The sequence below is a fragment of the Streptomyces sp. NBC_00568 genome, from assembly GCF_026341855.1.
Classification (GTDB): domain Bacteria; phylum Actinomycetota; class Actinomycetes; order Streptomycetales; family Streptomycetaceae; genus Streptomyces.
In genome coordinates, this window is the sequence record NZ_JAPENW010000001.1 from 6,914,120 (window position 1) to 6,935,226 (window position 21,107).

The 21,107-nt window shown below is 71.7% G+C and carries 13 protein-coding genes and 1 pseudogene; 7 read left to right on the forward strand and 7 right to left on the reverse strand.

The features are described 5' to 3' along the window. Window positions 1-23: 23 nt before the first annotated feature. The 4 genes from OOK38_RS30095 to OOK38_RS30110 all read right to left on the reverse strand — a co-directional run bounded on the left by OOK38_RS30095 (window position 24) and on the right by OOK38_RS30110 (window position 6,885). Window positions 24-1,355 carry an enolase C-terminal domain-like protein gene (locus OOK38_RS30095; RefSeq protein WP_266765552.1) on the reverse strand — a complete coding sequence of 444 codons (1,332 nt, stop codon included), beginning with the start codon at window positions 1,353-1,355 and terminating at the stop codon, window positions 24-26. A 114-nt stretch (window positions 1,356-1,469) separates the two neighbouring features. Then, entirely contained in the window at window positions 1,470-2,429 is a 960-nt protein-coding gene (locus OOK38_RS30100) for a 5-dehydro-4-deoxyglucarate dehydratase (RefSeq protein WP_266755414.1), read from the reverse strand. A gap of 368 nt (window positions 2,430-2,797) precedes the next feature. Continuing rightward, window positions 2,798-4,897, reverse strand: coding sequence for a sulfatase (locus OOK38_RS30105; protein WP_266765551.1), 2,100 nt, complete (start codon window positions 4,895-4,897; stop codon window positions 2,798-2,800). A 359-nt stretch (window positions 4,898-5,256) separates the two neighbouring features. Further along, on the reverse strand, window positions 5,257-6,885 hold the full coding sequence (locus OOK38_RS30110) for an acyl-CoA synthetase (protein WP_266755413.1): 1,629 nt from the start codon (window positions 6,883-6,885) through the stop codon (window positions 5,257-5,259). A gap of 198 nt (window positions 6,886-7,083) precedes the next feature. On the opposite strand from OOK38_RS30110, the gene OOK38_RS30115 reads away from it, so the two are divergent. The 7 genes from OOK38_RS30115 to OOK38_RS30145 all read left to right on the forward strand — a co-directional run bounded on the left by OOK38_RS30115 (window position 7,084) and on the right by OOK38_RS30145 (window position 15,163). Then, window positions 7,084-7,884: a crotonase/enoyl-CoA hydratase family protein gene (locus OOK38_RS30115; protein ID WP_266755411.1), complete on the forward strand. Its 801-nt coding sequence runs from the start codon at window positions 7,084-7,086 to the stop codon at window positions 7,882-7,884. A 78-nt stretch (window positions 7,885-7,962) separates the two neighbouring features. Next, window positions 7,963-8,904, forward strand: coding sequence for a Zn-ribbon domain-containing OB-fold protein (locus OOK38_RS30120; protein WP_266755410.1), 942 nt, complete (start codon window positions 7,963-7,965; stop codon window positions 8,902-8,904). Next, window positions 8,905-9,960, forward strand: a complete 1,056-nt coding sequence (locus OOK38_RS30125; protein ID WP_266848984.1) for a thiolase domain-containing protein — start codon at window positions 8,905-8,907, stop codon at window positions 9,958-9,960. Beyond that, window positions 9,957-11,123, forward strand: coding sequence for a thiolase domain-containing protein (locus OOK38_RS30130; protein WP_266755407.1), 1,167 nt, complete (start codon window positions 9,957-9,959; stop codon window positions 11,121-11,123). The genes OOK38_RS30125 and OOK38_RS30130 overlap by 4 nt, the downstream gene beginning before the upstream one ends. An 84-nt stretch (window positions 11,124-11,207) precedes the next feature. Continuing rightward, a complete protein-coding gene (locus tag OOK38_RS30135; RefSeq protein ID WP_028799506.1) occupies window positions 11,208-11,450 on the forward strand; it encodes a DUF397 domain-containing protein in 243 nt (80 codons plus the stop codon). A 242-nt stretch (window positions 11,451-11,692) separates the two neighbouring features. Beyond that, window positions 11,693-14,584 (forward strand): AAA family ATPase, encoded by a 2,892-nt coding sequence (locus tag OOK38_RS30140; protein ID WP_266848985.1) that lies wholly within the window; start codon window positions 11,693-11,695, stop codon window positions 14,582-14,584. 81 nt (window positions 14,585-14,665) lie between these two features. Further along, window positions 14,666-15,163, forward strand: coding sequence for a hypothetical protein (locus tag OOK38_RS30145; RefSeq protein WP_266755403.1), 498 nt, complete (start codon window positions 14,666-14,668; stop codon window positions 15,161-15,163). A 21-nt stretch (window positions 15,164-15,184) separates the two neighbouring features. Here the strand turns inward: OOK38_RS30145 and OOK38_RS34580 are convergent. The 3 genes and pseudogenes from OOK38_RS34580 to OOK38_RS30165 all read right to left on the reverse strand — a co-directional run. Beyond that, a pseudogene (locus OOK38_RS34580) lies at window positions 15,185-17,416 on the reverse strand (PAS domain S-box protein); the annotation flags it as partial. Between the two features lie 296 nt (window positions 17,417-17,712). Continuing rightward, complete coding sequence (locus tag OOK38_RS30160; protein WP_266755401.1) at window positions 17,713-19,680, reverse strand: N-acetylmuramoyl-L-alanine amidase; 1,968 nt, start codon at window positions 19,678-19,680, stop codon at window positions 17,713-17,715. 265 nt (window positions 19,681-19,945) lie between these two features. Then, window positions 19,946-21,085 (reverse strand): aminoglycoside phosphotransferase family protein, encoded by a 1,140-nt coding sequence (locus OOK38_RS30165; protein ID WP_266755399.1) that lies wholly within the window; start codon window positions 21,083-21,085, stop codon window positions 19,946-19,948. Window positions 21,086-21,107 lie beyond the last annotated feature (22 nt).

Here is a 21,107-nt window from a genome sequence, read left to right on the forward strand (position 1 = left end):
GGAGAGGCGGCCCGGGGCGGTGGTCAGCGCACCAGAGCGGGGCGCTTGGCGTCGAACTCCCACCCGGGGACGAGGTAGCGCATCCCCACGGCGTCGTCCCGGGCGCCGAGCGCCTCTTTCAGGTACAGCTCGTGCGCCGCCAGGAGCCGGTCCATGTCCAGCTGGACACCGAGACCGGGGGAGTCCGGAAGCGCGATCTCGCCGTCGACGATGCGGGGCGGGGCGACGGTGAGCCGCTCCAGACCCTCCTGCCAGATCCAATGGGTGTCGAGGGCGTTGTAGGGGCCCGGTGCCGCGGCTCCGCAGTGCGTGACCATGGCGAGCGAGATGTCGAAGTGGTTGTTCGAGTGGCAGCCCCAGGTCAGGCCCATCGCGTTGCACAGCTGAGCCACCCGCACCGAGCCCCGCATGGTCCAGAAGTGCGGGTCGGCCAGCGGGATGGAGACCGACTGGAGGGCCAGGGCGTGGGTCAGCTGCCGCCAGTCCGTGGCGATCATGTTGGTCGCCGTCGGCAGCCCCGTCGCCCGGCGGAACTCGGCCAGGATCTCCCGCCCGGAGTAGCCGTCCTCGGCGCCGCAGGGGTCCTCGGCGTAGGCGAGCGTGCCGACCAGCGGCTCGCACAGCTCGACCGCCTCGCGCAGCGACCAGGCGCCATTGGGGTCGAGGGTGATCCGGGCCTCGGGGAAGCGGTCCTTCAGCGCGCGTACGGCCCGGACCTCCTCGGCGCCCTCCAGGACACCGCCCTTGAGCTTGAAGTCCTGGAAGCCGTACAGGTCGTGGGCGGCCTCGGCCTGCCGGACGATCGCGCCGGGCGTGAGGGCCTCCTCGTGCCGCAGGCGGTACCAGTCCACGTCCGAGTCGCTCTCCCGGGCGTAGGCCAGATCCGTGCGGTCCGGGTCGCCGACGTAGAAGAGATAGCCCAGCACCCGCACACGATCGCGTTGGAGGCCGTCGCCGAGGAGGGCGGCGACCGGGACGTCGAGATGCTGGCCGAGCAGGTCGAGGAGAGCGGACTCGACCGCGGTGACGGCATGGACGGTCGTCCGCAGGTCGAAGGTCTGGGCGCCGCGCCCTCCGGCGTCGCGGTCGCGGAAGCGGTCCCCGATCTCGCGCAGGACGCGCTGGTAGTCGCCCACCTTCGCGCCGAGGACGAGGGGCTCCGCGTCGCGCAGCGTCCGGGTGATCTTCTCCCCGCCGGGCACCTCGCCGAGTCCGGTGCGCCCCTCGGAGTCCTTGAGGACGACGACATTGCGGGTGAACCAGGGGCCGTGGGCGCCCGACAGGTTCAGCTCCATGCAGTCCCGTCCCGCGACCGGGTAGACGGCGAACTCGGTGATCGTCGGTTGCTGGCTCATCATCAGAATCCTTGTGTACGAGGGTGACCGGGGCCGGTGATCACAGGATGACGGCGACGGGCCGGGCGGGCGGACGGACCGCCCCGAGTTCCCCGGGACCGTCCCCCGCGCGCTTCAGGCGGGTCGGCGTGTGGCTCCGACGAGCGCCAGCCCGGTGTCGAGGATGTGCTCCAGGGCGGCGAGATCGGCCGGGCCGGGATCGGTGAGCGGCGCGCGCACCGGGCCGACCGGAAGGCCCCGCAGCCGGGCCGCGGCCTTGACCAGCGAGACCGCGTAGCCGGGCACCCGGTCGCGCAGTTCGACGAGCGGGACGTAGAAGTCCCGCAGCAGCTTGGTCACGGTCGCCTCGTCGCCGGCCCGCAGCGCGGCGAAGCAGGCGTCGGCGATCTCGGGAGCGAAGGCGTGGACGGCCGACGAATAGGCCGGGACGCCGACGGTGGCGTACGCGCGCGCCTGGATCTCGGCGGTGGCGGCTCCGTTGAAGAACAGGAAGCCGTCGGGCGCGGCGAGCGTCAGGCGCTGGAGGCGGTCGAGGTCGCTGTGCCCGTCCTTGAGCCCGATCACGGTGGGGATCTCCGCGATGGCACGCAGCCCCTCGGGGGTGAAGGCGACCGGGCCCCGCTGGTACGCGATGAGCGGCAGCCGCGTACCGGCGGCGATCCGGCGCAGTTGCTCGACCAGGCCGCTTTCCGGGGCCTCGACGAGGTAGTGGGGCAGCACCAGGAGGGCGTCCGCTCCGGCCTCCTCCGCGATCCGGGCGAACCGCAGCGCCTGCGCCCATCCGTAGCCGACGCCGGCGACCACGGGCAGGCGGCCGTCGGCGATCTCGACGGTCGCGGTGACGACCGCGCGGTACTCGTCCTCGTCCAGCGCGCTGAACTCGCCGGTCCCGCAGGCGGGGAACACCGCGCCCGGCGCCGTGGCCAACTGGGCGGCCAGATAGGCCCGGTAGGAATCCGGATCGAGGTCGCCGTCCTCCGTGAAGCTCGTGAGCGGGAAGGACAGCACCCCGCTCACCATGCCGTCCCGCAGCCGCTCGACCACGCGCCCGTGCTCCGCGCCGAACCCCGCCATGAGCCTCATCCCCATATACAGATACCGTTTATGTATGAGAACACAGGTTACGTTCGTGAACCCTTGGGGGTCAATGGATACGGCGACGCGGATTGATGACGGCGGTCGTGAGCAGCCGGCCGAAGGCGAACACCAGCTGGGCCGGCCACTGGAGGCTGCCGCTTCGCCGCACGAGGATGCGGGCCCGTTCCGTCGTTCCCTCTGGTGCTCCAGGGGCGGGGGCTGTCGGGGGCGACGAGCCGGGCGCGCCGACGCCCGCGGCCGTGGAGGTCGCGGGCGTCGGCGGTGGTGCGGCGGGGCCGGGGCTTTTGCTGGTGGGAGGGAGGGACCCGACGGGCGGAGACGGTGCCCTGCCGGGCGCGGGGCGGTCAGGGCGTGGACGTCGCCGCGGCGGTGCCGGGGTGCGGGCCGTACGCCGTCATGAAGCGGTCGCGGAAGGTGTCCATGCGCCACTCCGGCGCGGTCTTGGCGGGCTTCAGGCCGTCCGTCCAGCCCCAGTCGGAGATCCTGTCCAGCACCTTCGGGTCCTTCGCGACGATCGAGACGGGCACGTCCCGGCTCGTGCTTCCGGCGGTGACCGTCGGCACGGGCTGGTGGTCGCCGAGGAAGACGAGCACGGTGTTCTCGTCGCCGTACTTCTCGACGTACTGGGTGAGACTGTGCAGCGAGTACTCGATGGCGTTGCGGTACTCCCTGCGCACGCTCTCCGGGTTTTTCCAGACCTCCTTGGGGTCCTTGCCCTCCTTCTTGATCTGGTTGTAGACCGAACCGTCGCCGAGGTCGTTCCAGTCGATCATGTGGGCGATCGGTGCCCAGGGGTTGTGGCTGGAGGCGAGGATGATCTCGGCCATCATCGGCTTGCGGTTCTTCTTGCCGTGCTCCAGGCGCTCGAACGCCCCCAGGCTGAACTGGTCGGGCACGGGCGTCCAGCTGAAGTACGGGCCGTTGTAGCCGAGGTGCTCGGAGTCGTAGATGCGGTCGAGGCCGAAGAACTTGCCCTCCGGCCAGGCGCGGCGGACACCCGGCACGATGCCGACGGTGTCCCAGGCGCCGGTCTTCTGGAAGTACTTGGTGAGCGTGTTGCGGTCGCTGGTGGTCAGACTCCGGTAGCGCTGCTGGTTCTTGATCCACAGCCCGGAAAGGAACGTGGAGTGGGCCAGCCAGCTGCCGGCGCCCGTGACGGGCGAGCGCAGCCAGGCGCTGCGCGAGGAGAACCCGGCCGACTTCAGCCCGCTGGTCCCCTCGGAGAGGACCGAGTCGATCTCCTTGGACATCGCCGGGTCGTCGATCGCCGTACGGCCGTAGCTCTCGATGAAGGTGAACAGGACGTCCTTGCCGCGCAGTCCGGTCAGCAGCTGATCCGGCGGGGTGTCGGCGAAGGCGTCGACGGACGCCTGCTTCGCGAAGATCTGGCCGTCGTGAAGGCTCGCCTGCACCTGGTCCACCCGGTTCTGGACGATCGTGGCGTTCATCTGGGACGCCACGGGCACGTCCGTGAACTGCACGCCGAGCGTCACACAGGTGATCCAGGCGGTGCCGAGGACCAGGGTCGTGCGGGTGGCGACGGGCCGGTGGCGGACCATGACGTCGGTCAGCCGTGCGACCGCGAGCGTCATGAGGACGAGCAGGGCGATGACGAGCACGACGACCGCGATCAGGGCGACGATCTCACCGGAGCGGCCGAAGGACTCCTTCACCCAGTCCGCGGCGTTCTCGAACAGGATCCAGTCCAGGACCAGGTCGAACGGCCGGGCCATGACCGAGTAGAAGCCCATGTCGACGAACTTCAGGATGGTCACCAGGCCGAGCAGCGCTCCCACGACGTACGACGTGATGCGCCTCGGCTTCGGCGGCAGCGCCAGCAGCAGGGCGGCGAGGAGGACTCCCTCCGCCGGGATGCGCACGAATGCGCCGAATTCGAGGCGCTCGAGCTTGTTCGGCACGAGGAGGCCGAAGAGCACGAGTGCGCCGGCGAGGACCGTCGTCCCGACGGTCACGATCCGCGCCGCCCGGGGATACTCGGCCAGCCGGCCCCGCAGGCCGCGCCGCCCGCCTGCGGCCTTCTCGGAGACGCCGCCGTCCCCGTCGGCATCTGCCTTCTCGGAGCGGCCGTCGCCCCCGTCTGCGTCCGCGTGGACCGTCTCGGGACCGCCGCCGTCGGTGTCGCCGTCGGTGTCGGCGTCGGTGTCGGCGTCGGCCTCCGAGGCGGCGTCGCCCTCCACCACCGCGGGGACCCGCACGTCGGGCTCCGCTTCGGCACGCACACTCGTGTCGCCCGCGGCGTCAGCACCCGCCGTCGTGTCGGCATCCGGATCAGCACCCGCTGTGGTGCCGCCTTCGGCCTGCGCACCCACGGTCGTGTCGGCATCCGCGTCCGGGCTCACAGGCTCGTCCGATTCCAGGGCGTCCGCACCCGCGGTCTCATCGGATCCCGGGGCGTCCGCGCCCGTGGTCCCATCGGTTTCCACGTCGTCCGTACGGGCGGTGCCGTCGGCTTCCGTGTCGTCCGTTCGCGCGATCGCGTCGGCCTCCGGGGCGGTCGGGCCGGGCTCCGGTCCGGTCTCCGGCTCCGCATCGGCGGGCGTTCCGGTCGCCGTGGCGGCGTCCGGATGCGGCTCCGTCTCCGGCTCCGGTTGTTCCGGCAGTTGACTGGAGCGCGTGATGTGCGACACGCCGATGGTCCTTCCGTACGAAGCCCCGCGATGACACGACGACACGCCCCGGGGCAAGGCAGGTGTGCCATCATCCGTACGGCTGATCTTCACCCATCGTTCAGCTGTGAGGGTCAATCGCGGGCAAAGAGTACGCCGGGCGACGGGTGTTCCGTTCAGTGTGTCGCGTTCGCGGCGACCGACCGGGCCCAGCGGTAGTCCGCCTTGCCGCTCGGGGAGCGCTGGATGGAGTCGGTGATGACGAGCCGGCGCGGGATCTTGTAGCCCGCGAGGTGGGTGCGGCAGTGCGTCTGGATGTCGTCGAGGGACGGTGAGGACGCGCCCTCCCGGAGCTGGACGACGGCCGCCACGTGGTTGCCCCACTTGGGGTCGGGCACTCCGGCGACCAGCGCGTCGTACACGTCCGGATGCGACTTGAGGGCCTGTTCGACCTCTTCGGGGTAGACCTTCTCGCCGCCGGTGTTGATGCACTGCGAGCCGCGGCCGAGGACGGTGACGATCCCCTCCTCGTCGACCGTGGCCATGTCGCCGAGGAGCACCCAGCGTTCGTCGCCCTTCCGGAAGAAGGTCTCGGCGGTCTTCTTGGGGTCGTTGTAGTAGCCGAGGGGTACGTGGCCGCGCTGCGCGACCCGCCCCGGCTCGCCGACCTTGACCGGCTCGTGGGTGACCGGATCCACCACCTGCGTACGGGAGTTCACCCGGATCCGGAAGCCGCGCTCCGGGCCGGAATCAGCAGTCGCGGTGCCGTTGAAGCCGGACTCCGAGGAGCCGAAGTTGTTGAGCAGCATCACGTTCGGGACGAGCGCCTGGAACTGCTCGCGCACGGTGTCCGACATGATCGCGCCGGACGAGGACACGCTGAACAGGGCGGAACAGTCCGTGCCCTTCAAGGGACCGTTCAACGCGTCGATCAGCGGCCGCAGCATCGCGTCGCCGACCAGCGACACACTGGTCACCCGCTCCTTCTCGATCGTCCGCAGGACTTCAGCGGGCGCGAACTTGCGGTGGAGCACGACGCGTTGGCCGAAGTTGAAGGCGATGAACGCGGTGAGCGTCGAGGTGCCGTGCATCAGCGGGGGAGTGGGGAAGAAGGTGATCCCCGCGCCTCCGGCCGCGACGCGTTCGGCGAGCTCCTCCGGCCTTTTCACCGGATCGCCGGTCGGCGCGCCCCCGCCGAGGCCGGCGAAGAACAGGTCCTCCTGCCGCCACATCACTCCCTTGGGCATCCCCGTGGTGCCGCCGGTGTAGATGATGAACTGGTCGTCCGCGGAACGCGCGGGGAAGCCGCGCCCGGGTGACCCGGCGGCCTCGGCGTCGGCGAAGTCCACCATGCTCGGCGCGTCCGGCGCGTCCGCTCCGGACGCCGGGGTGCCCACCCGGACGAGGTGCCGCAGCCGCGGGGCGCGCGGTCGTGCCGCCGTCACCCGGTCGGTGAACTCCGCGTCGAAGACCAGTGCCGCCAGATCCGCGTCCTGGTAGAGGTAGGCCAACTCCTCTTCCACATAGCGGTAGTTGACGTTGACCGGTACGACACGCGCCTTCAGACAGGCCAATACGGTCTGGAGGTACTCGATGCCGTTGTAGAGGTGGAGGCCGAGATGCTCGCCCGGGCGGATCCCGCTGTCGATCAGATGGTGCGCGACACGATTCGCGGCCGCGTCCAGCTGCGCGTACGTCAGGCGGCGCTCCGCGCCCGTGCCGGGGTGGTCGATGTACACGAGCGCCTCGCGGTCCGGGACCACGTCGACGACCGACTCGAACAGGTCGGCAAGGTTGTACTCCACCGTTCCTCCTGACCGTGTACGTGCGTGGCCGGGTGCCCCGGGGCGTGTCCGCCCTGGGCGCCCGACGGTCATCAGAGCAAAGCCGGACTCAACTGGGAAGGGTCCCGGCACAAGAAATCTGACTGTCTGTCAGAAAACCCTTGTACTGGCTCGACGCCTCCTGCAACCTGTTCTCGTTCCTGAGACGGGAGGACGGCAATGGGTGGGACGGAACACCTCACCGTGCAGCGCGAAGGCGCCACACTGGTGCTCACGCTCAACAGGCCCGAGGCCAAGAACGCGCTCTCGCTGCCGATGCTGGTCGGTCTGTACGACGGCTGGATCGAGGCCGACGAGGACGACGCGATCCGCTCGATCGTGCTCACCGGCGCCGGCGGTGCCTTCTGCGCCGGGATGGACCTCAAGGCGCTGGCCGGAAAGGGCATGGAGGGCGAGCAGTACCGGGACCGGCTCAAGGCCGACCCCGATCTGCACTGGAAGGCCATGCTGCGCCACCACCGCCCCCGCAAACCGGTGATCGCGGCCGTCGAGGGGTACTGCGTCGCCGGCGGCACCGAGATCCTCCAGGGCACCGACATCCGGGTCGCCGGAGCCTCCGCGACCTTCGGTCTCTTCGAGGTCAGGCGCGGCCTCTTCCCGATCGGCGGCTCGACGGTCCGGCTGCAACGCCAGATCCCGCGCACCCACGCCCTCGAAATGCTCCTCACGGGACGCCCGTACTCCGCCGAGGAGGCCGCGGGCATCGGCCTGATCGGTCATGTCGTGCCCGACGGCACCGCGCTCGACAAGGCCCTCGCCGTCGCCGAGCAGATCAACGCCTGCGGCCCGCTCGCGGTCGAGGCCGTCAAGGCCTCCGTGTACGAGACCGCCGAACTGACCGAGACCGACGGCCTCGCAGCCGAACTGCGGCGCGGCTGGCCGGTCTTCGACACCGCCGACGCCAAGGAGGGCTCCCGGGCCTTCGCCGAGAAGCGCCCGCCGGTCTACCGGCGCGCCTGACCCACGTGCCCGCGCCCGGACGCGTCCGACCCGCCCCGCGGACGCGGCGCGTCCGGCCCTCGGAAGGAGAGATCCGGGATGCCCGAAGTCCTCAAAGCCCCCCTCGTCGTCGAGTTCCCCTTCACCCGCTCGCTCGGGCCCGTGCAGAGCGCCTTCCTCACGGGCCTGCGCGAGCAGGTCGTCCTCGGCGTACGGACCGCCGACGGCCGCACGCTCGTCCCGCCCGTCGAGTACGACCCCGTCACCGCCGAGGAGCTGCGCGACCTCGTCGAGGTCGCCCCCACCGGCACCGTCACCACCTGGGCCTGGAACCACGAACCCCGCCGCGGCCAGCCGCTCGACACGCCCTTCGCCTGGGTCCTGGTCCAGCTCGACGGAGCGGACACCGGCCTGCTGCACGCCCTCGACGCCCCCGGCCCCGACGCCGTGCGCACCGGGATGCGCGTCCGTGTCCGCTGGGCCCGCGAACGCTCCGGCGCGATCACCGACATCGCCTGCTTCGAGCCCTACGACGGCGCGGCGGGCGAACTCACGGGCCACGACGGCAGGTTCGAGGACATGGTCACCGGAATCGTCGCCCCCGCACGGCTCGACTACGTCTACTCGCCGGGCCGCGCCCAGGCCGCCTACATCGCGAGCCTCTCCGAGCAGCGGACCGTCGGCGAACGCTGCCCGTCCTGCCACAAGGTGTACGTCCCGCCCAAGGGAGCGTGCCCCACCTGCGGCGTGGCCACCTCCGAACAGGTCGAGGTCGGACCGCGCGGCACCGTCACCACGTACTGCATCGTCAACATCAAGGCGAAGAACCTCGACATCGAAGTGCCCTACGTCTACGCCCACATCGCGCTCGACGGAGCCGGCCTCGCACTGCACGGCCGGATCGGCGGCATCCCCTACGACGAGGTCCGCATGGGCCTGCGCGTGGAGCCCGTGTGGACGGAGGGCGGCCGCTACCCGGACCACTACCGGCCCACCGGGGAACCCGACGCGGACTACGAGACGTACAAGGAGATGCTGTAGATGCGGACCGTCAGGGACATCGCCGTCGTCGCCTTCGGGCAGACCGAACACCGGCGCACCTCCGACGAGCTCTCCGAGGTCGAGATGCTCATCCCGGTCCTGCACGACGTCCTCGACCGGACGGGCCTGCAGACCAGCGACATAGGCTTCACCTGCTCCGGCTCCTCGGACTACCTCGCGGGCCGCGCCTTCTCCTTCACCATGGCGCTCGACGGCGTCGGCGCCTGGCCGCCGATCAGCGAGTCGCACGTCGAGATGGACGGCGCCTGGGCGCTGTACGAGGCGTGGACCAAACTGCTGACCGGTGACGCCGACACCGCGCTCGTGTACGCGTACGGCAAGTCGTCGCCCGGTTCCGTGCGCGACGTACTGACCCGGCAGCTGGACCCGTACTACCTGGCCCCGCTGTGGCCCGACTCGGTCGCCCTCGCCGCGCTCCAGGCGCAGGCGCTCATCGACGCGGGCGAGACCGACGAACTCGCCCTCGCCTCGGTCGCCGCCCGGAGCCGGACCTCCGCGACCGCCAACTCTCATGCGCAGCTGCGGGGTTCGGTGCCGCAGGGCGACTATCTCGTACGACCGCTGCGCACCGGCGACTGCCCGCCCGTCGGCGACGGCGCCGCCGCCGTGATCCTCGCCACGGGAGACCGGGCACGCGACCTCTGCGAGCGGCCCGCCTGGATCCGGGGCATCGACCACCGCATCGAGGCGCACTCCCTCGGAGTGCGCGACCTGACCGACTCGCCGTCCACCCGGCTGGCCGCCGAACGGGCCGGCGCCTTCGAACGGCCCGTCGACACCGCCGAGTTGCACGCCCCCTTCACCTCCCAGGAAGTGATCCTGCGCAAGGCGCTGCGGCTCGACGACAGCGTGCGAATCAACCCGTCGGGTGGCGCGCTCGCCGCCAACCCGGTGATGGCGGCCGGGCTCATCCGCATCGGTGAGGCCGCCGTGCGTGTCCACCGCGGGGAGTCCGACCGGGCGCTCGCCCACGCCACCTCGGGCCCCTGCCTCCAACAGAACCTGGTCGCCGTACTCGAAGGGGATGCCCGATGAGCAAGGAGCCCGTGGCCGTCGTAGGCATCGGCCAGACCAAGCACGTGGCGGCGCGGCGGGATGTGTCCATGGCCGGGCTCGTCCGCGAGGCCGCGCAACGAGCGTTGGACGACGCCGAGTTGACCTGGGCCGACATCGACGCCGTGGTCATCGGGAAGGCACCCGACTTCTTCGAGGGCGTCATGATGCCCGAGCTCTACCTCGCCGACGCGCTCGGCGCCGTCGGCAAGCCGATGCTCCGGGTGCACACGGCGGGCTCCGTCGGCGGGTCCACCGCCCTCGTCGCCACGAACCTCGTCGCGGGCCGGGTCCACGGCACCGTCCTGACCCTCGCCTACGAAAAACAGTCCGAATCCAACGCCATGTGGGGCCTGTCCCTGCCCATCCCCTTCCAGCAGCCGCTGCTGGCCGGCGCCGGAGGCTTCTTCGCACCGCACGTGCGCGCCTACATGCGGCGCACCGGTGCGCCCGACACCGTCGGCTCGCTCGTCGCGTACAAGGACCGGCGCAACGCGCTGAAGAACCCCTACGCGCACCTCCACGAGCACGACATCACCCTGGAGAAGGTCCAGGCCTCGCCCATGCTCTGGGACCCGATCCGCTACTCGGAGACCTGCCCCTCCTCCGACGGAGCCTGCGCGATGATCCTCACCGACCGCGCGGGAGCGGCCCGTTCACCGCGCCCGCCCGCCTGGCTGCACGGCGGCGCGATGCGCAGCGAACCGACCCTCTTCGCCGGCAAGGACTTCGTGTCCCCGCAGGCCGGCAAGGACTGCGCGGCGGACGTGTACCGCCAGGCGGGCATAGCGGATCCCCGCCGTGACATCGACGCCGTCGAGATGTACGTGCCCTTCTCCTGGTACGAGCCGATGTGGCTGGAGAACCTCGGCTTCGCCGAGGAGGGCGAGGGATGGAAGCTCACCGAGGCGGGGGTGACCGAACTGGAGGGCGACCTGCCCGTCAACATGTCGGGCGGAGTGCTCTCCACCAATCCGATCGGCGCCTCCGGCATGATCCGCTTCGCCGAAGCGGCCCTCCAGGTGCGCGGCCAGGCCGGGGAGCACCAGGTCGACGGGGCTCGCCGGGTGCTCGGCCACGCCTACGGCGGCGGATCCCAGTTCTTCTCCATGTGGCTGGTCGGCGCCGCGCCGCCCGCCTCCTGAAACCGTCCCCCCTCACGTGGCCTGTCCGCCACCGGGACCGATCGCTAGGCTGGCCGCGGACGACGAACCGGGAGGAGCACGGACGTGGCCGAGAGCACCATCGAGCAACACCCGCTCGCGGGCTGGGACAAGCCTGAGCTGGACCTCAGCAACGCCGAATGGCAGTCCAGCAGCCGAGGGCGGGGGGACGTCCAGATCGCTTTTGTCGAGGGCTTCATCGCGATGCGCAACAGTGGCCGCCCGCAGAGCCCTTCCTTGATCTTCACACCCGCGGAGTGGGGGGCGTTCGTATCGGGAGCCCGCGAGGGCGAGTTCGACCTGACCTGAACCGACGACCGCCGGGCCCTCCCGCCCCGCCCCTACCGGGGAGGGGCGGCGGCCTGACGTGCCGCGCCCAAGTGGCCCCTCACCGACCGGCTCTTCCGCGGACACGCTGTCATGACACGGTTCTGACCAGGAGCGCTCGAACGGGCTGCCCCGTGGATGATCCGGGCGTACGCTGAGGTGCCTGGAGGTCACGGTGCGCATCCGCTCCCCGCGCGGCCGCGCGATCGTGACAGGGGGTGATCATGGGGCAACGCAGCCTGCGCAGCCGTCGGACGCTCTTCGAGCGCGAGAGTGAACTGTCCGCCGCCGACGAGGCGTTGAGCGACCTCGTCGGCCTGCGCCGGGAGGTCGGCGAACCACCGGGCCGCTCCCGCGGCGCGCTCCTCGCCTTCGCCGGACGCGCCGGAATCGGCAAGACGACCCTCCTCGCGGAAGTGCGCAGGCGCTCCGCCGCCAAGGGCTGCACCGTGCTGAGCGCACGCGGCGGAGAGCAGGAACAGCGCGTCGCCTTCCACGTCGCCCGCCAGCTGCTGCAGCCGCAGCTCGCCGGATTCTCCGAGGCCGAACTCCGCGCGTCCCTGGGCAGTTGGTACGCGATCGTCGGCCCCGCGCTCGGCCTCTGCGCGCCGTCCGAGGGCGCCCCGCCCGACCAGCAGGGCCTGCGCGCCGGCCTCGACTGGGTGCTCACCCACCTCGCCGTGCAGCGCGCCCCGATGGTGCTCGTCCTGGACGACGCCCACTGGGCCGACGCCGAATCACTCAGCTGGCTCGCCGCGTTCGCGCCACGCGCCGAACAACTCCCGCTGCTGCTCGTCGTCGCCTACCGCCCCGACGAACTCCCCGAGCACGCGGAGGCGTTCAGAGGGCTGCCCGGCCGCGCGGGACAGCGCCCCCTCGGCCTCGAACCGCTCAGCGCGGCGGCCGTCGCCCGGCTCGTCCGCGAGGACCTCGGCACCCAGGCCGACGACGCGTTCTGCCGCGAGTGCTGGGCGGTCACCGCGGGCAACCCCTTCGAGGCCGTCGAGCTGACCGCCAAGGTCCGTGACCGCGGCCTGACCCCGACCGAGGACGGAGCGCACCTCCTGCGCGACCTCGCCGCCGCCGTCAAGGGCAGCGGCCTGATCGCCCGCCTCGAACGCCTCGGCACCGCGACCGTCCGCTTCGCCTGGGCCTGCGCCGTGCTCGGCACGGAGATCCATCCGACGCTCGCCGCCGCCGTCGCGGGCCTCGGCCCCGAGGAAGCCGCCGACGCGGCGGACGCCCTGCGCACCGCCCGCATCCTCACCGGAGCCGACCCCCTCGAATTCGTCCACCCGCTCATCGCCACCGCCGTCTACCGGGACATCCCCGGCAGCGTCCGCGTCGCCCTGCACGGCCAGGCCGCCTGGTGCGTGATCAACGAAGGCCTCGGTCCGGCCGCCGCCGCCCGTCACCTCATGGAGACCCACCCCGACGGCGACACCTGGATCGTCCAGCAGCTGCGCGCCGCGGCCCGCGAGACCCAGCGCGCCGGAGCCCCCGACGCCGCCCGCCGCTACCTCGCCCGCGCCCTGCGCGAACCGCCGCCCCCCGGCGACCGTGCCGCCGTCCTGTACGAACTGGGCTGCGCGTCCCTGCTCACCGAGCCGGCGACCACGGTCAACCACCTGCGCGCCGCCCTCGAGGAGCCCATCACCGACCCGGAGCTGCGCCACAACATCGTCTACCGCCTCTCCCAGGTCCTCGCGCACAGCGACCGCCTCGCCGAGGCCTCCGAGACCCTCGCCCGAGAGATCCGGGTCACCGGCGACGCCCGGGTACGGCTGCGCATGCAGTCCGAGCAGTTCATGTGGGACGCCTTCCGCGCCGACGAACCCGACTCGCCCGTCCGCTCCCGCCGGCTGGCCCGCCTCGCCGACCGGCTCACCGGCCGCGACCTCACCGAGCGCTATGTCATCGGGCTGCGCGCCTGGGACGCCACCCTGCGCGGCGAACCCGCCCACATCGCCCTGGAGCACGCCGAACGCGCCCTGGCCGGCGGCCTCGGCTGGGCCGAGGCCGACCGCGGCTTCGAGGTCCCGGTCCTGGTCGCCATGACCTTCATGTACGCCGACCGGCCGGGCCGCACCGAGGAGCTCTTCGCCACCGGGGTCGCCGACTTCGAAGCCCAGGGCTGGCACGGCGCCCACCTGTCCTTCGGCTACACGATCCTCGGATACGTGCGCTTCCGCCGCGGCCGTCTCGCCGAGGCCGAGGACTTCGTCCGCGCGGGCCTCCGGCTCGCCGAACGCGTCGGACCCGGCACCCCCGTCCACTGGTACGCGGTCGGCACCCTCATCCAGGTCCTGCTCGCCCGGGGCCGGGTCGAGGAGGCGGCGCGCACCGCCGAGGAGTACGCGTTCTGCGCGCCCTTCCCGGCCGCCGTGACCTTCCCGGACGCCCAGACCGTGCACGGCGAACTCCTGCTCGCCCGCGGCCTCACCAAGGACGCCGCCCTCGAGCTCGCGTCCGCCGGCCGGCGCCTCGACCCGCGCGGCATGCGCAACCCCGCCTGGTGTCCCTGGCAGCTCCACCTCGCCCGCGCCGAGAGCCACGACACCCCGGAGCGCGCCATCGCCACCGCACTCGAAGCGGTGAACCGCGCCCGCCAGTACGGCACCCCCTCCGCGATCGGCCAGGCCCTGCGCGCCGCCGCCGAGGTCTCGCCGGGCCCGGCCCGCGTCGAACTCCTCGAAGAGTCCGTCAGCCATCTGGAGCGCTCCCCGGCCGCCTACGAACTGGCCTGCGCCCTGGTCGCCCTGGGCACCGAACTGCGCCGCGCCGGACGCCCCAAGGAAGCCGCGGAGCACCTCTACCGGGGCCTCGACGCGGCCGTCCAGTGCGGTGCCGACGGGCTGATCGAGGAGGCCCGCGACGAGCTGGGGGCGGCGGGGCTGCGGCCGCGCCGCCTGCACAGCACCGAGACGGACACCCTGACGGCCCGCGAGCGCGCCGCCGCGGCACTCACCGCGCGGGACCGGACGCCGGCGCAGATCGCCGAGGAACTGAACATCGACGAGCACGCCGTCGCCCGGCTCCTGTCGGCGGTCTACCGCAAGGTCGGCACGGACCGCAGGGGGCTGGCGGCGGCGCTGGGCGAACGGGCCACTTCCTGACGCGGGCGGGGCCGGTCTCCCGGCCCCGCGCGGACGGCGCCCGCGGGGCCCGGTACGCGCCCGTGCACGTACCATTGCGGCATGTCCTTCCTCCGCCGCCGCAGCGCTACGCCCGCCGGGCCCGACTTCGACGTTCTGGCCATGGATCCGGGCGACTGGCCCGGCAATCTCGGCGCCGGCCTGCTGCCCGCTCCCGACGGCAGCTGCCAGGGCGTCTTCCTGCGTTACGACCTCTTCGGCGGCCGCGGCCCCGCGATGATCATCGGCAACCTGCCGGAGGGCTCCCCGGCCCGTGACGTCGCCGAGGGCGAGGTCCCCTTCGAGGTGGCCCAGCTGCTGATCGCGCTGGAGAACGACGAGGAGTGCACCGTCACCGGCACCGAGGACATGCCGGTGATGCAGGGCGACAACCTGCTGATCGTGCGCCGGTTGAAGCTCTCCGAGACCCGCATCTCCTGCGTTCAGTTCGACCGCAGCGACAACGTCCTGGTGACCATCGCCGCCTGGGACCGTCCGATCACGGACGACCTGTACGCCCTGCTGAAGCCGCTCCCGGCGGAACTCTTCCAGCAGGGCTGAGGCCGAACGCCCGTCCCGGCGTCAGAGTTTGAGGGTGAACCACGTGGTCTTGCCCGCGTCGGTGGGACGTACGCCCCAGTCGTCGGCGAGCGCGCGGACGAGGATCAGGCCCCGTCCCGACTCCTCCTCCTCGGTGGCCGTGCGGGGCTGCGGCAGATGCGGGCTGTGATCGCTGATCTCCACGGTCAGATCGGTGGCGGTGCGGCACAGGTGCAGGCCGATGGGTCCCTGGGCGTGCTGGACGGCGTTGGTGAGGATCTCGGAGAGCAGGAGCCGGGCGTCGTCCGCGGTGGGCCCGCAGTCCCATGAGGTCATGGCCTTGCCGAGGAAGGCGCGGCCCTCCGGCACCGATTCGGGAACCGCGGGCAGGTCGGTGCTGACGGTGGCCAGGGGCCCGTCGGGCAGCCGGGTGAGCAGCAGCGTGACGTCGTCGTTGTGACCGTCGGCGTCCGGCAGCAGGGCCGCCAGCACATGGTCGGCCGCCATCTCCAGGTCGGGCGCGGTGACGAACAGGCCCCCGAGCGTCGCGGTGAGCTGGGCGAGCTGGTCCTCGATGTCGCTGCCGGGCGTCTCGATGAGACCGTCGGTGTACAGGACGAGCGTCGCCCCCGGAGGTATCACCGAGGTCTCCTGCTCGTAGAGGACGTCGCCGACACCGAGCGGCGCGTTCACGGGGGCGGGGAGCGGCCGCGCGCCCGCGCCGGGCGTGGCCACCAGCGTCGGCAGATGCCCGGCGGAGCAGACCGTCACCTCGCCCGCGTCGGCGGAGATGACCAGATAGCAGCAGGTCACGAGCTGGTCGGGCACGTCCAGGTCGCCGACGACGGCCTCCAGGGCCTGCATCAGATGGCGGGGTTGCATGCCGGTCTTGGCCAGGGCGTGCGCGGCCGAGCGCAGCTGGCCCATCACCGCGGCAGCGTCCAGACCGCGGCCCATCACGTCGCCGATCAGGACCCCGACCCGGCCGGCTCCCAGCGGGATCAGGTCGAACCAGTCGCCGCCCACCCCGGCTCCCTGCGTGGCTGGCCGGTAGCGGCTCGCGGTGGTCAGACCGGGGATGGCGGGCGGGGTGCCCATGAGGCTGCGCTGGAGCGTGAGGGCGATGTGCCGCTGCTGTTCGTAGAGGAAGGTCAGCTCCGCCTCGGCCTTCTTGCGGTCGCTGATGTCCCGGACGATGGCGCAGGCGCCGATGACCGCACCGTCCGGCGCGCGGGTGGGCCACAGGGTGATGTCCACGTCCAGCAGGGCACCGGAGCGGGTCAGCCGCAGGGTCTCGAAGTGCTCGACCTTCTCACCGCTGCGCAGCCGGTCCAGGAGTGTGTCGATCTCGTCCCGCCGCTCGGTGGTGGCGAGCAGCGACACGTGCCTGCCCATCACCTCGGCCCGGGTGTATCCGTAGAGCCGCTGGGCCGCCGCGTTCCAGTACGTGATGTGCCCGTCCAGGGTCTTGGCGAGGATCGCGTCCTGGGAGGACTCCACCAGACCGGCCAGTTCGTTGATCCGGGCCTCGGCGCGCTTGCGGTCGCTGACGTCGCGGACGGCGGCGGAGACGAGGAGGCCGTCGGTGGTCTCGAGCGGGCTGAGGCTGATCTCGACGGGGAATTCGGTGCCGTCCTTGCGCAGGCCGTGGAGTTCCAGTTCCGCGCCCATGGGGCGGACCTGGCGGTTGTTGGCGTACCCGTCGCGGTGGAAGGTGTGGTGGGCGCGGAAGCGGCCGGGTACGAGGAGTTCGACGGGGTGCCCGAGCAGTTCCTCGCGCTGGTATCCGAAGAGGGCTTCGGTCTGGGCGTTGACGAGTCTGATGGTGCCGGTGTCGTCGACGATGACCATGGCGTCCGGTGCCGCCTCCAGCAGCCCCCGAAACCTTTCCTCGGCCGCTTTGCGGTCGCTGACGTCGCGGACGGCGGCGGAGACGAGGAGGCCGTCGGCGGTCTCGAGCGGGCTGAGGCTGATCTCGACGGGGAATTCGGTGCCGTCCTTGCGCAGGCCGTGGAGTTCGAGTCCCGCGCCCATGGGGCGGACCTGGCGGTTGTTGGCGTACCCGTCGCGGTGGAAGGTGTGGTGGGCGCGGAAGCGGCCGGGTACGAGGAGTTCGACGGGGTGTCCCAGAAGCTCCTCGCGCTGGTATCCGAAGAGGGCTTCGGTCTGGGCGTTGACGAGTCTGATGGTGCCGGTGTCGTCGACGATGACCATGGCGTCCGGTGCCGCCTCCAGCAGCCCCCGAAACCTTTCCTCGGCCCCCGCCGGTGCGCCGTCACGCCCTGTGCCGCCGCACCGGCATTGCCGTGGGTCCGCCGCATCGGCGGGCCGCGTTGAAGTCTCTTTGACAAAATCGCCCATACCCGCCCCAGATGTGCCGCGTACTGTGAGCGACCCATCCCAGCGCACATCGATCGGGCGCGCGGTTACATGTCGTTAACTGGCCCTACCGAGGTCGAACCTGTCCTAGGCGGCACATTCCCTGGTCGGTTGCCCATGTCATTGTCTTCACCGACCGACGGAAACCGGGCCCGCTCCGCGCGGACCCGGCCTCCGGACCATCGGATCCGCTACCGAACCAGGTCCACGTCCACGGCCCGCACGAACGCCACCCGGTGCCCGAACTGGATCTCGTAGTACTGATCCGAACCGATCACGACCCTGTGCGGTGTCGTGTCGAAGGTCGGCGCGAAGAAATATTCGCCGGGCACCTTGCCACCGGCCGCGTACCGCTGGCCCGCGAGCACCTTGTACGGCAGGGGTGAGACGGCCTGGACGGGCACGCCCGCCGGGTACGCCTCCTTCTCCGGGTACGCCCTTCCGTACACGGGGATCTCCGCCAGACCCTCCTTGGGCGTCACGGCGGGCCCCGACGCGCTCACCGCCGTCGGCTGCTTCCTCGGGTTCTCGAACCAGGCCTTCTGGCCCAGGTACCAGATCGCCGTCCAGTCGCCCTCCCGTCCGGCGAGCGCGTACCGCTGTCCGGTGGACACGCGCGAGCCGACGTCGTTCACGCCGGTCGTCGAGGCGTCGCCCTTCGGGTACAGGCCGATGTCCTGGATGAGCGGCGAGCTCACGTCCGGCCGGGAGTAGAGCCGCACCTCGCTCGAACCGTGGGCCGCGCACGGCTCGCCCTTGGTGACGCAGCCCGTGTACACCGGCTGGTTCGCGTCGAAGTCGGGCAGGACGGTCACCAGGCCGCCCTTGCGGAGCGTGCGGTGGAAGGGGTGCCCGAGCAGGGTGAAGTAGTGCTGCCAGTCCCAGTACGGGCCCGGGTCCGTGTGCATGCCCGGAATCGTGGAGGTCGTGGGGCCCGGCACATTGTCGTGCCCGAGGATGTGCTGCCGGTCCAGGGGGATGCCGTACTTCCTGGAGAGGTACTTCACCAGGCGTGCCGACGCCCGGTACATCTCCTCGGTGTACCAGGCGTCGGGCGCGGTGAGGAAGCCCTCGTGCTCCAGGCCGATCGACTTCGCGTTGATGTACCAGTTGCCCGCGTGCCAGGCCACGTCCTTGGCCTTCACATGCTGGGCGATGTGCCCGTCGGTCGACCGCAGGGTGTAGTTCCACGACACATAGGTCGGGTCCTGGACGAGGTTCAGCACACCGTCCCAGGTCCCTTCCGTGTCATGGATGACGATGTACTTGATGCTCTGCGCTACAGGCCGGTCGCCCAGGTCGTGGTTGCCGTAGTCGCCCTCGCCGAACTCCTCGTACGGGGCCGGGATCCACTCGCAGGACACCGTCCTCGGGCACTCCGTGCCCTCGGCGGAGACCGTCCGAAGTCCCGCGCCGGCGAGCCGCGCGGTGTCGGGGCTCAGCGCCGGCTGGGCGGCGAGCGTCACCTGCTGACCGGAGTCCGTGGTGCGCTCCTCGCCCGCCCGCAGCACCTCGTAGACGTCGTCGGCGTAGGTCGCCGCGGTGGCGGTGTCGTCCGCTCCCGAGAAGCGTGCCACCGCCCCGTACCAGTCGGCGGCGTCGGCGCTCAGGGGCTCGCCGAGGTCCCGCTGCGCGGCGGCGAGAAGTGCGGCGCCGCCCGCGACGTTCGCCGCCGCGTCGGTACGCAGCCGCTCCGCCGGCAGGCCGGTGAGGTCGGCCGCCCTCGTCAACGTCTTCAGCCGGGCCGGGAGTTCGGAGTCCTTCGGCGCCTTGGTGTCGGGCAGGAGGGCGGGCCGCGAGCTGTCGCCGCGGGCGTCCTCCGTGCCGTCCCCGTGGTGCGGAGCGCCGGCGATCGCCGTCCGGGCGTCGGTCAGGTGCATGGGACCGTAGCCGCCGCTGACGCTCGGAGCACCGGCGTGCGCGTCCCAGCGGGACTGCAGATAGGACACGGCGAGCAGCACGCTCTGCGGTACGTGGTACTCGGTGGCCGCGGCGGCGAAGGCCCGCTGCAACCCGGTCGCGGGAGACTCCTCGGCGGAGCTCGAAGGGGCCGCGCCGAGCAGGGGCAGCAGCAGCGCCGCCGAGGCGACGGCTCCAGCGGTCCCGCGCGCGCGTCTGTGCCCGGTGGTTCGCTTGGGTTCGGTGGCGGACCAGTGCAATGCAGCCTCCTGGGACGGTCGGGCGCGGTGGGGCGTGCGAGGGCCGAACGCGTCAGTGCTACCGGCTCTCCGACGATCCGTCAATCATGCCCAGAGGCAGGCGATTTCCCATGTCAGGGCGGGGCGAAGGGGGTTTCGTGGCGGTGGCCTCCCGGCCTGCGAGGCGTCAGTGGAGTGGACCAATGCCCCCGAACGGCGGTGCCCCGACATGACAGAGGTCCACGGTGCGCCGGTGTCTCGGCGCGACCGCGGACCTCCGTCCCCTTCAGCGAGTTCCGACCGCCGCGCGAACGGCCCGCCGGGCCATTTGGCAGTCGTCGTGCAGCCGCCTCAGCAGCAGCCGCTGTTCCTCGCCGGACGGCGCAGCAGCCGGGTGGGCCGGGCCCGGTGCCGCCGGGGCCGCGTCGTGCAGGGAACGCTGCACGGCCGTCTCGTACGTACGGATCTCCCGGGTCAGGACGATCATCAGGTTCACCAGGAAGGCGTCCCGTGCGGCCGGGCCGGCCGACTGCGCGAGCTGACTGATCTGACGACGCGCCACGGGAGCGTCACCGAGGACCGCCCACAGGGTCGCCAGGTCGTACCCCGGCAGATACCACCCCGCGTGCTCCCAATCCACCAGCACTGGACCGGCCGGTGAGAGAAGGACGTTCGACAGGAGGGCGTCGCCGTGGCAGAACTGACCCATGCCCTGGCGGCCGGACGAAGCCGCGATGCCGTGCACCAGCTTCTGCAGGTCGCCCATGTCCCGGTCCGTGAGCAACCCCAGCTCATGGAAGCGGGAGATCCGTTCCGCGTAGTCCAGCGGGGCGTTGAACGTCCCAGCCGGCGGCCGCCACGCGTTGAGCCGGCAGATCGCGCCCAGGGCGGCGCGGATGTCCGCGCGGGGCGGGGCCTCGGCCGGGTGCCGGTGGAGCGCGGCCACGCGGCCCGGCATGCGCTCGATCACCAGTGTGCAGTTCTCCGGATCCGCTGCGATCAACCGGGGCACCCGAACAGGGGGGCGGTGCCGGACGAACGAGCGGTACGCCGCTATTTCATGCCGGATCCGCTCGGCCCAGACGGGGGAGTGGTCCAGTAAACACTTGGCGACGGCCGTGCTGCGCCCCGTCGTGCCGACGAGGAGCACGGAGCGTCCGCTGCGGCGCAGCACCTGGACCGGAGCGAACTCCGGACAGATCCGGTGCACCGACGCGATCGCCGTGCGCAACAGGGCGCCCTGAGGGCCGGACAAGTCGAGTCTCCCGCTGAGCGGTTGGGTGCCGAGCCCCGGCACGCGCCGCGTCCGGCCGGCACCGAGCACGGGGGCCGCCTGACGCGCGGGGTCGAGGTAAGGGCCGCTGCCCACCGGGCGGGAGTGCAACGACCGGGGCGGAGCGGACACGGAGGACGATGCTGTGTACATGGGCGAAACAGATCCCTTCGTG

Bases quoted from the DNA above. Each gene is read 5' to 3' on its own strand.
- OOK38_RS30095 (WP_266765552.1), bottom strand. From the start codon at position 1,355: ATGAGCCAGCAACCGACGATCACCGAGTTCGCCGTCTACCCGGTCGCG.
- OOK38_RS30100 (WP_266755414.1), bottom strand. From the start codon at position 2,429: ATGGCGGGGTTCGGCGCGGAGCACGGGCGCGTGGTCGAGCGGCTGCGG.
- OOK38_RS30115 (WP_266755411.1), top strand. From the start codon at position 7,084: ATGGGTGGGACGGAACACCTCACCGTGCAGCGCGAAGGCGCCACACTG.
- OOK38_RS30120 (WP_266755410.1), top strand. From the start codon at position 7,963: ATGCCCGAAGTCCTCAAAGCCCCCCTCGTCGTCGAGTTCCCCTTCACC.
- OOK38_RS30125 (WP_266848984.1), top strand. From the start codon at position 8,905: ATGCGGACCGTCAGGGACATCGCCGTCGTCGCCTTCGGGCAGACCGAA.
- OOK38_RS30130 (WP_266755407.1), top strand. From the start codon at position 9,957: ATGAGCAAGGAGCCCGTGGCCGTCGTAGGCATCGGCCAGACCAAGCAC.
- OOK38_RS30140 (WP_266848985.1), top strand. From the start codon at position 11,693: ATGGGGCAACGCAGCCTGCGCAGCCGTCGGACGCTCTTCGAGCGCGAG.
- OOK38_RS30145 (WP_266755403.1), top strand. From the start codon at position 14,666: ATGTCCTTCCTCCGCCGCCGCAGCGCTACGCCCGCCGGGCCCGACTTC.
- OOK38_RS30165 (WP_266755399.1), bottom strand. From the start codon at position 21,085: ATGTACACAGCATCGTCCTCCGTGTCCGCTCCGCCCCGGTCGTTGCAC.